This window comes from Gemmatimonadaceae bacterium (assembly GCA_035606695.1).
Lineage (GTDB): Bacteria > Gemmatimonadota > Gemmatimonadetes > Gemmatimonadales > Gemmatimonadaceae > JAQBQB01.
In genome coordinates this window covers 104781-118705 of sequence record DATNEW010000023.1, presented here as the reverse complement: position 1 = coordinate 118705, position 13925 = coordinate 104781, and the positions used below count along the sequence as shown (strand labels likewise).

Below are 13925 nucleotides of genomic sequence, written 5' to 3'. Positions count from 1 at the left end.
AGAAACGATGACCACGACAGCCTTCCGCTCCGACATCGAAATCGCACAACGCGTGAAGATGCGCCCCATCGAGGACGTCGCGGCCGAGCTTGGACTCGGCCGCGATGAGCTCGACTTCTACGGCAAGTACAAGGCGAAGATTCCGCTCGATATCGCGGCGCGTCCGGTACGGGGGAGGCTCGTCGTCGTGACGTCGACGAATCCGACGCCCGCCGGCGAAGGCAAGAGCACCGTCTCCGTCGGCCTCGCGCAAGCGTTGCGGCGCATGGGAAAGAAAGTCGCGTTGTGCATTCGCGAGCCCAGCCTCGGACCCGTCTTCGGCGTGAAGGGCGGCGCCGCCGGCGGCGGCTATTCGCAGGTGGTGCCGATGGACGACATCAACCTGCACTTCACCGGCGACTTCCACGCGATTTCGAGCGCGCACGCGCTGCTCGCCGCGCTGCTCGACAATCATTTGCAGCAAGGCAACTCGCTCAACATCGATCCGCGCCGCATCACGTGGCCGCGCACGATCGACATGAACGATCGCGCGCTGCGCAATTGCATCATCGGCCTGGGTGGCCCGGGCGACGGTGTGGTGCGCGAAGACCACTTCGTCATCATTCCGGCGAGCGAGATCATGGCAATCGTCGCGCTGTCGACGAGCACGCAGGATCTCGAGGAGCGATTGGCGCGCATCATCGTCGGCGCGACGGCCGGAAAGGACAAGCGTCCCGTCACCGCGGGCGAGCTGCGCGCGACCGGCGCAATGGCGCTGCTGCTCAAGGACGCAATGCGGCCGAATCTCGTGCAGACGCTCGAGGGCGGCCCGGCCTTCGTTCACGCCGGCCCGTTCGGCAACATCGCGCACGGCTGCAACAGCATTCTGGCGACGCGATCGGCGCTCGCGCTCGCCGACATCGTCGTCACCGAGGCGGGTTTCGGCTCCGATCTCGGCGCAGAAAAGTTCTTTGATATCAAATGTCGAATGGGTGGGCTGAATCCCGAGGCGGCGGTGATCGTCGCGACGGTACGGTCGCTCAAGATGCACGGCGGCGCGGACAAGAAGCACTTGGGCACCGAGGACCTCCGCGCGCTCGAGGCAGGGTTGCCCAATCTCGAGAAACACATCGAGAACGTCAGGCACTTCGGCGTGCCGGCGGTGGTCTCGATCAACCGCCGCAACACCGACACGGATGCCGAGGTGCGCATCATTCACGATTTCGTGAAGAGGCTTGGGCTTCCTGTGGCGATCACCGATGTCTTCGCGCAGGGCGGGGAAGGCGGCGAAGCGTTGGGCGGTGAGCTGCTCGCGTTGCTCGAGAAGAAGAGCTCCGAATTTCGTCCGCTCTATCCGACGAATCTGCCGATCAAGGAAAAGATCGACATCATCGTCAAACAGATTTACGGCGGCGACGGTGCGGACTACTCACCCGAAGCGGATCGCGCGATCACCTACATCGAATCGATCGGACTCGGCAACACGCCGGTGTGCATGGCGAAGACGCAGTATTCGCTCAGCGATGACCCGACGAAGCTCGGCCGTCCGCGCGGGTTCCGCATCGAGGTCAACGTGGTGCGGCCGTCGGCGGGCGCGGGGTTCGTCGTCGCCGAGTGCGGGGACATCATGACGATGCCGGGGTTGCCGAAGGAGCCGGCGGCGGAGAGAATGGCGCGGTTGCCGAGCGGGGAGATCGTCGGGCTGTTCTAGAAGCGTCACCCTGTACGCGCGACGCGAAAGGATCTCATCCGCGTCCATGCGGATGAGATCCTTTCGGCACTGCTCGTCGGCGCTGACCGACGCGTGCGTTTCGTGGTTGCGATCAGCCGTGTGGATTTTGCCGATCGAACACGAGCCGCACTTTGCCAATGCCGTCCACGTCGATGACGCGTGCGTTAGGCTCACGTCTGCGCATATTCGGAACAGCCGTCTCTTGAAGGTTGCCGTAGACCAGATTCAGCTTGCGCCATTGCGTCTGCCCAGCCGTCTCGAGCTTGATGAGCCCATCCGGCATGATGGTCCAGACGCGGCGGGACGTCAGCGATGGAACCGCTCTCTTGTCGAGGGTCAACACGTACCTCGCGTTCAAGTAGGAAACGTGTGTCAGTTGCTCGTCCGCCAACACGACGATTTCCGGTTCGTCAGCGCTTGGATCGCGAATCACCTTCGCGACGGCGCCTCCGAGCTGCGAGGCCGCCGCGAGCCCGTAGGATGTCGTCGGCGTTGATGCAACGGGCAGTTTGTCCATCGTGGCACTGCGGCCAAAAGGTGACGGCGCCGTCCGCGCGCGAACGCTTACGGACATAGGCTTCGGGCCGGACATTAGCGGTTTGTAACTAGGAATCGCCAAATTCACGCCGGACGTTCCACCAAAGCGATTCCCCAACAGGCTGTAGAGGCCATCTTCGCCGCGACCGGCCGCAGCCGGCCGTCGCACGGCAGGCAGCCCGCCGGAGCGGTCGAAAACGGAAACAGCACGACAGCGCCGACACAGCGCGGCATTCACTGCTCCGTGATGAGGAGATCAACGCCGTTCGCCCTTACCTACACGCCGGATACGATGGATCCGCCCCGGTGATCGCCACCCGGTTCGGCCGCTCCGCGATCGTCCACATGATGTCGTGAATGAAATTCCCGATCTTCGCCATGTGATCGTAATCCGCGTACCGCGGCTCATCCGTCGCCTGGTGATAGTCCTCGGCGTACCCCGTCGAGAAATACGTCACCGGCACGTCGTGATGGACGTAGTTCACTTGATCGCTGCGGCAGAACCGATTCATCGGATTCGCCGGCACGTCCCACGTGTGATCGATCGCGATCGGATTCGTCGTGCTGTGCGTCGCGATCGAATCGATGATCTCGCCGAACTCGCGCGACAGGCGGCGCGAGCCGAGCGTCTGAATGGAATTCGGTCCGCCGTTGATCACCTGATCCGCGCGGCCCTTCGACTCCATGTCCATGTTGAGCGCCGCATCGATCGAGTCGAGCGGGATGGTCGGATGATCGGTGAACCAGCGCGAGCCGAGCAGCCCCGCTTCCTCGCCTTCGTGCGAGATGAAGATGATCGAGCGCGCGGGCTTCTCCTTCGCGAACTTCTCCGCGACCTCGAGCAGAATCACCGTGCCCGAGCCATCGTCGTCGGCGCCGTTCATGATCGAATCGCGGCGCGGCGGACGGATGCCGCGCGCGCGCGCGATGAGCGAATCGATCTCATGCTCCTGCTCGGCCGTGGGACGACAGGCCGGATCGTTCGCGCCCTGGCGGCGTGTGATCATGTTGACCGCGCGGAGCGAATCATGATCGACCGCGGTGGCGTTCACGCCGACGTGATCGTTGTGCGCGCCGACGAGCACGTACTCGCCGGCGAGCTTGGGATCGCTGCCGGGCAGAATCGCGATGACGTTGCGTCCCGGTGTCGGCGAGATGTGCCACGAATAATTCCACGATCCGCTCACCGGCGCGCCGCTCGCGCCTAGCTGGAGCTCGTTCACGGGACGGCCGAACAAACGCTCGGCGGTGGCAGGGGTGATCGCCGCGGCGCCGAGTGACCCGGCGGCGGGTGTGACCTGCATGATCATGCGCGGCGAGAATGCAGTGTTGACGCCGATGCGCGTCATGCGGTTCGTGTCGATCGCGACGAGCAGCACACCCGCCGCTCCCGCCTCCTGCGCGCGTGTGTCGCGCGCCGCGAGTCCAGCACCGCGTCCGCCGCGTCCACCACCACGTCCGCCCCGCGCCATGCTGTCCGCACGCTGCTCCGCCTCGACGCGAGCCGCCGCCGCCGCGCCGAACTTGTCGGGGACGGAATCACAACGAACGACGCGCGCCATCCCGCGACCGCCGCCAAGTCCCGCCGCGGCAGCCGTGGCCGTGAAGACGACCACCTTCCCGCGCACCTGCGACGCATCGAGATGCGCGCTCGTATCGCCCCAACGACCGCCGAACACCGTCGGCACGTTGTTGAAGTTTGCGCTCGCGCCGATGCCATTCGTCGCCGTCGGCGCAACGGGCACCCAATCCGTCCGCGCGGCCAGCGGCTGACCACTCGCCATCAAGCGCGATGCGTTTGCGTCGAATGAGGCGGGTCCGTAAGGGAGAATTTGAAAGTACGTTCCATGCTCGCCGCCCGGCTTGAGCCCGAGACGTCGAAACTCGGACGCGATGTAGTCGGTGCCTTTGAGGTTTCCGGGCTCGCCGATCTTGCGGCCCTGCATCGAATCGTCGGCGAACTGGTACAGACGCGTACGCAGATCGTTCGCGGTGATCGCGGTCTCGGTCGGACGAGGCGTCCACGTCGCCGGTCCCTCGTCGGGCCACACGGCGCCAGGCACGCGCGATGCGGCCGGCGCGGCGCTGCTCGACATGGCGCTGCTGCCGCTTCCGGCGCACGCGGTGAAGCCGGCGAAGCTGGCGAAGCCGCCGGTCAAAAGAAAAGCAAACGGAACAAAGCGACGGTTCACGGTGGAACTCCCAGGCTTGCGAGGATAGCGTAGAGGGACGGCCATTCACCCTCCGGCGGACTCCATGATCAGAACGTTTGGCGTCACATTGACGTTGATCCCCGCGCTGCTGTCGGCGCAAGGCGCAGGGGCGGCGAAAACAGCGCCCGCGCAGGCACTTACCGTGCGCAACACGCTGACGGAAGCGCAGCAGATCGCTTCGGCCGTTCTCCCGCTGCCGCAGGAGTTCCGCGCCGACGCCACCGTGCTCGGCTACCGTGCGGGATCGACGACGCTGACCGTGCTGCGCACGGGGAAAGGGGCGTTCACCTGCCTGGCGAGCGATCCCGCGCAGTCGCGCTTTCACGTCGCGTGCTATCACAATTCGCTCGAGCCGTTCATGGCGCGCGGGCGTGCATTGCGCGAGCGGGGTGTGAAAGGCGACCAGGTCGACACGGTGCGCTTCGCGGAGATCAAGGCGGGGAAGCTCGTGATGCCGAAGCAGCCCGCGGCGCTGTATCAGCTGACCGGTCCCGCGGGCAGCTATGATGCCGCTACGAATACCGCGAAGGGCGCATCGGCGCTCGACGTCGTGTACATCAGCGGCGCGACGACGGCGACGACCGGTCTGTCCGATCGGCCGAATGCCGGTCCGTGGATCATGTATCCGGGCACGCCGAAAGCGCACATCATGCTGACGCCGAAGATGTGAGAGCGGCGCGGCTGCGCCGCGGGGGGTGGCGCGGCTGCGCCGCAGGGGAGCGAGCCCGGCCGTTCGCGTTCGTTGGACCATTTGAAACCAACGGTCCCCGGCTTCGTGGTGTCCAAGGAGATGCCGCTGCCGGTGCGACGCCGCTGTTGCGCGTGAGATAAAAAATTATCACATTGGGATAAGTTCTTATCTCTCGACCCGCTGTTGCAGGCTGACACAGGCGGGACTTCATCGTTTCATAATCGTCCTGTCATCGTACGGCGCTGTCCGAACCACGTCGGAACTACTAAGGTGATGCGAGGTAGACTACTCGCCCGCCGCGGTCTCCCATCCACCCCCTCCAAGGACCCGAGGGTTTCGCGATGCAACACCTCCGCAAACGCTGGCTCCCCGTTCTGCTCGTCGCCTTGATCGTCGGCGGCCCCATTGCCTGGTACAAGTGGCCATCGACCGCATCGGCGGCAGAAGCGGCGCTCACCGCGCCCGTGAAACAGGGGAACTTCAAGGTCGCGGTCACCACCACCGGCGAGTTGCGCGCGCGAAAGTTCGTGCAAATCCAGGGGCCCAATTCCATGCCCGCGCAGGTCTACCAGTCCAAGATCACGTGGATGGTTCCTGAAGGCACGGTCGTGAAGGAAGGCGACAAGATCGCCGATCTCGATCGCGCGCCGGCAGCGACGCGCCTCTCCAGCGTGCAGCTCGACCTCCAGAAGGCACAGGCCGAGTACACCAACGCGTCGCTCGACTCCACGCTGAATCTCGCGCAGGCGCGCGAAGACGTGCGTACCGCGGAGTACGGCCTCGAGGAAAAGAAGATCGCGAAGGAGCAGGCGCAGTACGAGGCGCCGACCATCAAGCGTCAGGCGGAAATCGACTTCGAGAAGGCGCAGCGCGCGCTCGATCAGTCCAAGCGCAATCTCGACACGAAGACGAAGCAGGCCGTCGCGAAGATGTCGGTCGCGGGCGCCGAGCTCGGACGCCAGCAGAACAATCTCAAGACGATTCAGGACGTGATGGGCGGCTTCACGATCAACGCGCCGTCGCCCGGCATGGTCATTTACGTGCGCGAATGGAACGGCAAGAAGAAGGGCGTCGGCTCGCAGTGGAACACCTGGGACCCGACGGTCGCCACGCTGCCCGACCTCTCGCAGATGGAATCGCAGACCTACGTGAACGAAGTCGACGTGCGGAAGCTCGCCGTGGGCCAGTCCGTCGTCATCTCGCTCGACGCCGATCCGACGAAGAAGCTGAACGGCAAGGTCACCGCGGTCGCGAACGTCGGCGAACAGCGGCCGAATCAGGATTCAAAGGTCTTTGAAGTGAAGATCGACGTCGTGCAGGCCGATACGACGCTGCGCCCCGGCATGACGACGTCGAACGCGATCGAGATCTCGTCGGTGCCGAACGTGTTGTCGGTCCCGCTCGACGCCGTGGTCTCTGACGGCGGCTTTTCCTACGTCTACAAGAAGGATGGCCGCAACGTCGTCAAGCAGATGATCGAGACCGGCGCGATGAACGACAACGAGATCGTCGTCAAGAAGGGGTTGACGAAGGACGATCGCGTGCTGCTCACCGTGCCCACCGACAAGACCGGCATCAAGACGGTCGCGATTCCGGGACTCAAGCCCGCGGTGTCTGCATCGCAGGGCGACACCGCGAAGTCCGTGACGTTGCCGGCGAAGCCGACGACACCGGCGACACCGGTGCCAGCGGCGACGCCGGCCGCCAAGCCGAAGGGCTGAGCCGTGGCCACAGTCGTGTTGCAGCCGGCGGGGTCCGATCCCGCCGGCCACGCGCCCTCGCGCCTGCGCACGTTCATCGCGCACGTCACCTTCTCGGCGCGTACCGCCGCCGAGGCGGTGGCGCACAACAAGTTGCGCGCGGGACTCACGTCGCTCGGTATTCTCTTCGGCGTCGCGTCCGTGATCGCGATGCTCGCCATCGGCAGCGGCGCCGAGCACGAGATCCTCGAGCAGATGAAACTGCTCGGCGCGAACAACATCGTCATCACGCCGATCGTCGAGCAGAAGGAAGGCAAGGTCGACGCCGATCCGAACTCGAAGAAACAGACGAAACGCTTCACGCCGGGGTTGTCGTATCTCGACGCCGAAGCGATTCGCCAGACGATTCCCGACGTCTCGTCCACGAGCAGCGAAGTCGTGGTGAACAGCGTGCTGACGCGCGAAGGCCATTCGCGCTCGGGCAAGATCGTCGGCGTCGATTCCACGTACTTCGACGCGATGAATTTGAAGCTCGCCGAAGGGGCGCGTTTCGATCCCAAGCACTTCAGCGCCGCGGCGCCGGTCGCGGTGATTGGCGCCAGCGTCAAGTCGCGCTTCTTCACGAACGTCGATCCCGTCGGGCAAACGATCAAGGTCGGTAACGAGTGGCTGACGGTGGTCGGCGTGCTCGAGGACCGAAAGGTGTCGAAGGAGACGGCCGAGCACCTCGGCATTCGCGACGCGAATCTCGACGTGTACGTGCCGCTCCCGACGATGCTGCTGCGCTACCGCAATCGCTCCGAGGTCACGCAGGAAGAGATGGAAGCGGCGGCGAATCAGAACAACAGCGGCGGCAGCGCGGACTCGTCGGAAACCGACGACCAGCGGGCCGAGAAGCGGAACTATCACCAGCTCGACAAGGTGATCGTGCAGGTCGACAAGTCGACCGCCGTCACGCCCGTCGCCGACGTCGTGCGGCGCATGCTGCAACGCCGGCACAATGACGTGATCGACTTCGAGATCACGGTGCCCGAGCTGCTGCTGCAACAGGAGCAGCACACCAAGAACATCTTCAACATCGTCCTCGGTGCCATCGCGTCGATCTCGCTGATCGTCGGCGGCATCGGGATCATGAACATCATGCTGGCGTCGATCCTCGAGCGCATCAAGGAGATCGGCGTGCGGCGCGCGGTGGGTGCGACGCAGCGCGACATCGGTACACAGTTCCTGAGTGAAGCCGTGATGATCAGTCTCGCGGGCGGCATCACGGGCATTCTGCTCGGCGCGGCGCTGGCGGGCGCGATCGAGCGCATTGCGAAGATTCACACGATCGTGTCGCCGTTGTCGGTGGTCGTGGCGTTCGGCGTGTCGGTGGCGGTGGGCGTGGTGTTCGGGATCGTGCCGGCGCAGCGCGCGGCGAAGGCGGATCCGATCGTGTGTCTGCGGTACGAGTAAACAATCTTATCAGTATTCATATGCGTCGATTCGCCCTTCTGCTCCTGTGCGGAGCCGCCAGCCTCGGTGCACAGCAGGCGCCACAGACTCTGACGCTTCAGGATGCGATTGCCCTCGCCCAGAAGCAGGGACCGCAGGCGCAGATCGCGCGCAGCCAGCGCGATGCGGCGCGGTACCGGAATGATTCGTTCAATGCGGGGCTGCTGCCGCAGGTCAGGCTCGCGGGCGATGCGGCGAATTTGAATCACGGCATCAATCCCGTGACGCTGCCCGATGGATCGACGGAGTTCATTGGCCAGGCGCAGAACCAGTCGACGTTGGGCCTGGCGATCGATCAGCGCGTTCCGCTCACGGGCGGCACGCTCACACTCGGCTCGCAGATGAGCCGCATCGATCTCTTTGGCGATCATACCAATCGGTATTATCAGACCACGCCGTTCTACATCGCGCTGCAGCAGGATCTGTTCAAGCCGCGCACGTTGGTGTGGAACGAGAAGGAACAATCGCTCGGCGCCACGGTCGCCGAGCACGCGTATCTCGAGGCGCGCGAGGACGTCGCGGCGAACGTCGCCGGCGCGTTTTTCGATTTATATGCCGCGGAAGTGTCGCTCAGGAACGCCACGGCGAATCAGGCGGTGAACGACACGCTCTACACGCTCAACAAGGGGCGCTACGAGGTCGGCAAGATCGGCGAGAACGATCTGCTAAAGAGCGAGCTCCAATTGCTGCGCGCGCGCGCGTCGGTAGACGACTCGAAGCTACAGCGCGATCGCGCCGAGGCGGCGCTCCGTCGTCAGCTCGTCGTTCCGGACGGTCAGAGATTCACGATCGCTGTGCCCGATTCGATTCCGAATGTTGCCGTCGACCCCGATCTCGCGGTGAGCGAGGCGCTGCGCAACGCGAGCGCGATGCAGCAGAATACACTGGACGAGACGTTCGCCAAGCAGGAGATCACGACCGCGAAGCTGAACAATCGCTTCAACGCCACGCTGCAGGCGAGCGTCGGATTCAATCAAACGGCGAACGCGTTCGGTCAGGCGTATCAGAGTCCGTTGGGCAAACAGGCGCTGCAGCTCGGCGTCAACATGCCGATGATGCAGTGGGGCGCCGGTCACGCGCAGGTCGAAGCCGCGAAGGCCGACATGCAGCGCATTCAGTCGAACAACAAATCGCGCCGCGATCAGCTCGTGGAAGACGCGCGCTTCTCGGCGCTACAGCTCCAGCAGGCGCAGCGCAATGTGGTGTTGGCCGCGAAGGCCGATACCGTGTCGGCGAAGCAGTTCGAGGTGGCGCGCAACCGCTACACGATCGGCAAGATCAGCAATACCGATTTGTACAATGCGCAGAACGACAAGGACCAGGCGGTGCTGTCGTACGTGCAGGCGCTGCGCTCGTACTGGACGTCGTACTATCACCTGCGCCGCGCGACGTTATACGACTTTGCGACGAAGAGCGAACTGGCCGACGTGCGTGATACGAACAAATAGCCTTGTCATCCCGAGCGCAGCGAGGGATCTCGCGTCCAGATAGAGGGCTCTCTGTCGGGGCGCTAGATCCCTCGTCGCGTACGCTCCTCGGGATGACGGAGTGAAACGGCTCTCACGCGCTGAACTGCCGCAGGTGATGGTCGAGATGCTTCGCCTGCAGGCGGCCCCACTCGTCGCCCGACATTTTTCCGAACGCGGGTGACTCGCCCCAGTTCGTCGCATTGACCGAACGCGCGCCGAATTCGTCGAGCAGGCGCAGCGCACGAGCACGTTCTGTTTCGAGCGAATGGCGCTCTCCCGCGACAAGATCAGGGTGCGTCGGCGCGCCCTTGGGCCAGGGCAGGTTGAACACGGCGAATCGGATGATTGCCCGCGGGAGTGGAAACTTCATCGGACCGGATGCCGGTTTGCCGAGCGAGTTCTCGAGCGACTCGTTGCAGTGCCAGAGCATCTGGTCGACGGTCATCTTCCCCCATTTGCGCGGCGACTGTTCCGTGAGACGCTGAATTCGGGAGCGAATGGCGTCGCGAACGGCGGGATCGTGAAGGTTGGGCATGTGTTTGTCATCCCGAGAGAGCGAAGCGACGGAGGGATCTCGTGTCACGGTAGAGTGGACAGCTCTCTACCTTCGCGCTAGATCCCTCGCTGCGCTCGGGATGACGGCGCACGGGAGCGGAGCTCGACGTGCAAGGCGCGTTCGCTGTACCTCCGATCTTGACAGCCTCGATCACATGCCGTAGCGTCAGGTCATGACCCGCGCCCAGTCCTACGCCTACTATTACTACTACACGACCCACACCACGGGCCGGAGTTGGCGTACGCGCTGAGTCGATCGAAAGCCGCGACCAAATCCCAGACCCGTGAGATTTCTCACGGGTTTTTCGTTTTTCCGCCCCGACGCCCATTCGCCCCGACGCCCCGACGCCCCGACGCCCATGATCATCATCACCCGCCCCCACGTCACCGACGCCGAGATCGACCACATTCGCGAACGCATCGAGGCCGTCGGCATGCGCACGCATCTGTCGCGCGGCGAGGTGCGCACGATCATCGGCTGCATCGGCGACGAGTCGCTGCTCGCTGAAGTGCCGCTCCGCTCGCTGCCCGGCGTCGAATCCGTCACGCCGGTGCTCAAGCCATACAAGCTCGCCTCGCGCGAATTCGCGGTGGATCGCACCATCGTTCGCGTCGGCGGGCGCGACGGACAGGCCACGTTCGGCGGCCGCTCGATCGCCGTGATCGCGGGACCGTGCTCCGTCGAGAGTCGCGAGATGCTGCTCGACACCGCGCACTTCGTTCGCGACGCCGGCGCGACGATGCTGCGCGGTGGCGCGTTCAAGCCGCGGACGTCGCCGTACGCATTCCAGGGGCTTGGCGCCAAGGCGCTCGAGCTGCTCGCCGAGACGCGGGCGGCCACGGGACTGCCGGTCGTCACGGAGGTGATGGACACCCGGCAAGTCGATCTCGTCGCCGAGCACGCGGACATGCTGCAGGTCGGCGCGCGCAACATGCAGAACTTCGCCCTGCTTGCCGAGCTCGGACACGTCCAGCGGCCGATCCTCCTCAAGCGCGGCCTCTCGGCGACTATTAAAGAATTGTTAATGGCCGCGGAGTACATCATGGCGAACGGGAATCACGACGTCGTGTTGTGCGAGCGCGGCATTCGCACCTACGAAACCGCGACGCGGAACACGCTGGATATCGCGGCGATTCCGGTGCTCAAACGCGAGTCGCACCTGCCGGTGATCGTCGATCCAAGCCACGCGGGGGGCGACGCCGATCTCGTCGCTCCGCTGGCGTTCGCCGCCATTGCCGCGGGGGCGGACGGATTGATCGTCGAGGTGCATCCCAACCCGGAATGCGCGCTCTCCGACGGGGATCAATCGCTTGCTCCGCCGGCGTTCACGCAGATGATGGCGCAGCTCGGCGCATTTGCCCGAGCGGCTGGTCGTGAGCTGGAAGTGACCGGTGCTCCGAGGGCGGTTGCATGAGCGATCCAGCGAAAGCCGAAGCGCTGACGCAGCTCGCGCAGTGCCGCGACGAGATCGAGCGCATCGACAATCAAATCGTCACGCTGCTCTCGCAGCGGCTCGCGCTCGGTAAACGCACGGGAGAGCTCAAGCGTGCCGCGGGACTCCCGATTCTCGACCCGACGCGCGAAGCCGCGGTGATTCGCCGTGTGACCGAGCGCGCGCGCGACGCCGGGCTGCCATCCGAGGCCGCACGCGAAGTGTTCTGGCAAATCGTCGGCATGTCGCGCCGCGCGCAGGAAGCCAAGGAGTGACGCTCGAGTTCTCGAGTGCCGCGGTCATCGGTCTCGGCTTGATCGGCGGTTCGGTCGCGCGCGATCTGGCGGCGAACGGTGTAAAAGTTCTCGCATACGATGCGGACGCCGCGCACCTCGATGCCGCCGTTCGAGACGGCGTCGTGAGCGTGCGGCTGGACGACACCTTCGCGGGTGTCCGCGGCGTGCAGCTCGTCGTCATCGCGGTGCCGGTCGACGCGGCGCTCGATGTCTTGCGACGCATTGCGCCGCAGGCGGCCGGTGCGCGACTGATCACGGACGTCGGCAGCACCAAGGCGCGCATCGTCGAGCTGGCGCAGGATCTGGGACTCGCCGGCTCGTTCGTCGGCTCGCATCCCATGGCCGGCGATCATCGCTCGGGTTGGGCGGCGTCGCGCGCGGGGCTGTTCGTCGACGCGCCGATGTATCTGTGCGCGCCGCGCGATGGCTCTCCGCACGCGATGATGCTCGCCGAGAATTTCTGGCGTGCGCTCGGCGCGCGAACGATCGAGATGGACGCCGACGCGCATGATAAGTGGCTCGCGTGGACGAGCCATTTGCCGCACATGATCGCCGTCGTGCTCGGCCTGACGCTCGGCGAAGGTGGCGTTGGTCGCGACGATCTCGGACCCGGAGGGCGTGACATGACCCGCATCGCCGGAAGCTCGCCGGAAATGTGGACTGCCATCGGAATGGACAATGCGCTCGAGATCGCGCGTTCGCTCGCCGTAGCCGAACGCGAGATCGCGCGACTTCGCGGTGCATTGAAGGATCGCGACGCCGCCGCGCTGCGGGAAATGTTCGCCGCCGCGCGAACCTGGTTCGACGGAAGGGCTTCTCTGTCTTCCTGAGCGAAGCGAAGGACCCCTCGCTCGGCGGAGCGCTGCGTATGGCTCCGCCGTCGGGACGGGGGTCCCTCGACTTCGGCGCTGCGCGCGTACGCTCGGGATGACGGAGGGAGCTGGTCGAGTCCGCTGGTAGCGGCCCTGGAGTTGCGGTCGGACGATTCCCGCTCCAATTCTCAGGAACACTCAGCGGAGCCAGTCCATGCAACGCATCCCGACCGGAAGCTTCGTCTGGCACAATCTCGTGACGCCCGACGCGAAGAACGCCGCGGCGTTCTACTCCGAGATCGCCAACTGGCACACGACACCCTGGGAGTACGACGAGCGCGACTTCACGCTCTTCACGGTCGACGGCGAAGAGTTCGGCGGCGCCGTGGCTCCGGCGAGTGACGTCGTCGATGCCGCGCCATCGGCGCCGCGCTGGGTTCCGTACGTGTACGTCTACGACGTCGACGCGTGCGCGCGTCAGGCGGCGAAGATCGGCGGATCGCTGCGCAAAGGCCCGTTCGAGGTGCCGAACGTCGGCTCGTGGGCCATCGTCGGCGATCCGCAGGGGGCGACGCTCGGTTTGTTCGAGCCCGAGGTCATTCCGCCCGAGAAGACCCTGGCGCCGCGCGCCACGCAGTTTTCATGGCATGAACTGATGACCACCGACTACCACGCGGCATTTGAGTTCTATAAACAACTCTTCCACTGGACCGCGATCGCCGAGAACGACATGGGCGAGCACGGCACGTATCTGACTTTTGGCCAGAATGGCCAGGCGTGCGGCGGCATGTTCAACAAGCCGGGCGCCACGCCGAGCTGGTTGTCGTACCTGCGCGTGAACGACGTGAAAATCGCGGCGCAGACCGCGCAGCGATTGGGCGCTACCGTGCATCTTGGACCGGTCGAGGTGCCCGGCGGCGATTGGATCGTGCAGTGCACGGATCGCGAAGGCGCGCCGTTCGCGATGCACGCACCGCGAGCGTAACCGCGGGTACCGTCGTCGTCGGAGGGGCG

Annotated in this window: 12 protein-coding genes; 9 read left to right on the top strand and 3 right to left on the bottom strand. The window is 65.0% G+C overall.

Translation table 11 applies throughout. The features are described from left to right. Window positions 1-7: 7 nt before the first annotated feature. Complete coding sequence (locus VN706_10330; protein HXT16014.1) at window positions 8-1690, top strand: formate--tetrahydrofolate ligase; 1683 nt, start codon at window positions 8-10, stop codon at window positions 1688-1690. A gap of 112 nt (window positions 1691-1802) precedes the next feature. Here VN706_10330 and VN706_10325 read toward each other — a convergent pair whose 3' ends face one another. Both VN706_10325 and VN706_10320 read right to left on the bottom strand, forming a co-directional pair. Then, entirely contained in the window at window positions 1803-2486 is a 684-nt protein-coding gene (locus VN706_10325) for a hypothetical protein (GenBank protein HXT16013.1), read from the bottom strand. Window positions 2487-2520: 34 nt separating this feature from the next. Continuing rightward, entirely contained in the window at window positions 2521-4440 is a 1920-nt protein-coding gene (locus tag VN706_10320) for a M28 family peptidase (GenBank protein HXT16012.1), read from the bottom strand. 64 nt (window positions 4441-4504) lie between these two features. On the opposite strand from VN706_10320, the gene VN706_10315 reads away from it, so the two are divergent. The 4 genes from VN706_10315 (at window position 4505) to VN706_10300 (ending at window position 9794) form a co-directional block, all read left to right on the top strand. Next, window positions 4505-5131, top strand: coding sequence for a hypothetical protein (locus VN706_10315; GenBank protein HXT16011.1), 627 nt, complete (start codon window positions 4505-4507; stop codon window positions 5129-5131). A gap of 362 nt (window positions 5132-5493) precedes the next feature. Then, window positions 5494-6873, top strand: coding sequence for an HlyD family efflux transporter periplasmic adaptor subunit (locus VN706_10310; GenBank protein HXT16010.1), 1380 nt, complete (start codon window positions 5494-5496; stop codon window positions 6871-6873). 3 nt (window positions 6874-6876) lie between these two features. Then, the gene (locus tag VN706_10305; GenBank protein ID HXT16009.1) at window positions 6877-8307 is read left to right on the top strand and encodes an ABC transporter permease; all 1431 of its coding nucleotides are present in this window, start codon (window positions 6877-6879) and stop codon (window positions 8305-8307) included. A 20-nt stretch (window positions 8308-8327) separates the two neighbouring features. Then, window positions 8328-9794 carry a TolC family protein gene (locus tag VN706_10300; GenBank protein ID HXT16008.1) on the top strand — a complete coding sequence of 489 codons (1467 nt, stop codon included), beginning with the start codon at window positions 8328-8330 and terminating at the stop codon, window positions 9792-9794. Window positions 9795-9906: 112 nt separating this feature from the next. Here the strand turns inward: VN706_10300 and VN706_10295 are convergent, their stop codons facing one another. After that, on the bottom strand, window positions 9907-10350 hold the full coding sequence (locus tag VN706_10295; GenBank protein HXT16007.1) for a DUF1569 domain-containing protein: 444 nt from the start codon (window positions 10348-10350) through the stop codon (window positions 9907-9909). A gap of 379 nt (window positions 10351-10729) precedes the next feature. Here VN706_10295 and aroF point away from each other — a divergent pair, with 379 nt between their 5' ends. From aroF to VN706_10275, 4 genes are all read left to right on the top strand, one after another. Further along, on the top strand, window positions 10730-11785 hold the full coding sequence (gene aroF, locus VN706_10290) for a 3-deoxy-7-phosphoheptulonate synthase (protein HXT16006.1): 1056 nt from the start codon (window positions 10730-10732) through the stop codon (window positions 11783-11785). Continuing rightward, on the top strand, window positions 11782-12078 hold the full coding sequence (locus VN706_10285; protein HXT16005.1) for a chorismate mutase: 297 nt from the start codon (window positions 11782-11784) through the stop codon (window positions 12076-12078). Before aroF ends, VN706_10285 begins: the two co-directional genes overlap by 4 nt. Then, window positions 12075-12929 carry a prephenate dehydrogenase/arogenate dehydrogenase family protein gene (locus VN706_10280; protein HXT16004.1) on the top strand — a complete coding sequence of 285 codons (855 nt, stop codon included), beginning with the start codon at window positions 12075-12077 and terminating at the stop codon, window positions 12927-12929. Before VN706_10285 ends, VN706_10280 begins: the two co-directional genes overlap by 4 nt. A 196-nt stretch (window positions 12930-13125) precedes the next feature. Continuing rightward, window positions 13126-13896 carry a VOC family protein gene (locus VN706_10275; GenBank protein ID HXT16003.1) on the top strand — a complete coding sequence of 257 codons (771 nt, stop codon included), beginning with the start codon at window positions 13126-13128 and terminating at the stop codon, window positions 13894-13896. The last annotated feature ends 29 nt before the right edge of the window (window positions 13897-13925 follow it).

What these genes read in the sequence shown, in the direction of transcription:
- VN706_10330 (HXT16014.1), top strand. Translation starts at nt 8, where the DNA reads ATGACCACGACAGCCTTCCGCTCCGACATCGAAATCGCACAACGCGTG.
- VN706_10315 (HXT16011.1), top strand. Translation starts at nt 4,505, where the DNA reads ATGATCAGAACGTTTGGCGTCACATTGACGTTGATCCCCGCGCTGCTG.
- VN706_10310 (HXT16010.1), top strand. Translation starts at nt 5,494, where the DNA reads ATGCAACACCTCCGCAAACGCTGGCTCCCCGTTCTGCTCGTCGCCTTG.
- VN706_10300 (HXT16008.1), top strand. Translation starts at nt 8,328, where the DNA reads ATGCGTCGATTCGCCCTTCTGCTCCTGTGCGGAGCCGCCAGCCTCGGT.
- VN706_10295 (HXT16007.1), bottom strand. Translation starts at nt 10,350, where the DNA reads ATGCCCAACCTTCACGATCCCGCCGTTCGCGACGCCATTCGCTCCCGA.
- aroF (HXT16006.1), top strand. Translation starts at nt 10,730, where the DNA reads ATGATCATCATCACCCGCCCCCACGTCACCGACGCCGAGATCGACCAC.
- VN706_10285 (HXT16005.1), top strand. Translation starts at nt 11,782, where the DNA reads ATGAGCGATCCAGCGAAAGCCGAAGCGCTGACGCAGCTCGCGCAGTGC.
- VN706_10275 (HXT16003.1), top strand. Translation starts at nt 13,126, where the DNA reads ATGCAACGCATCCCGACCGGAAGCTTCGTCTGGCACAATCTCGTGACG.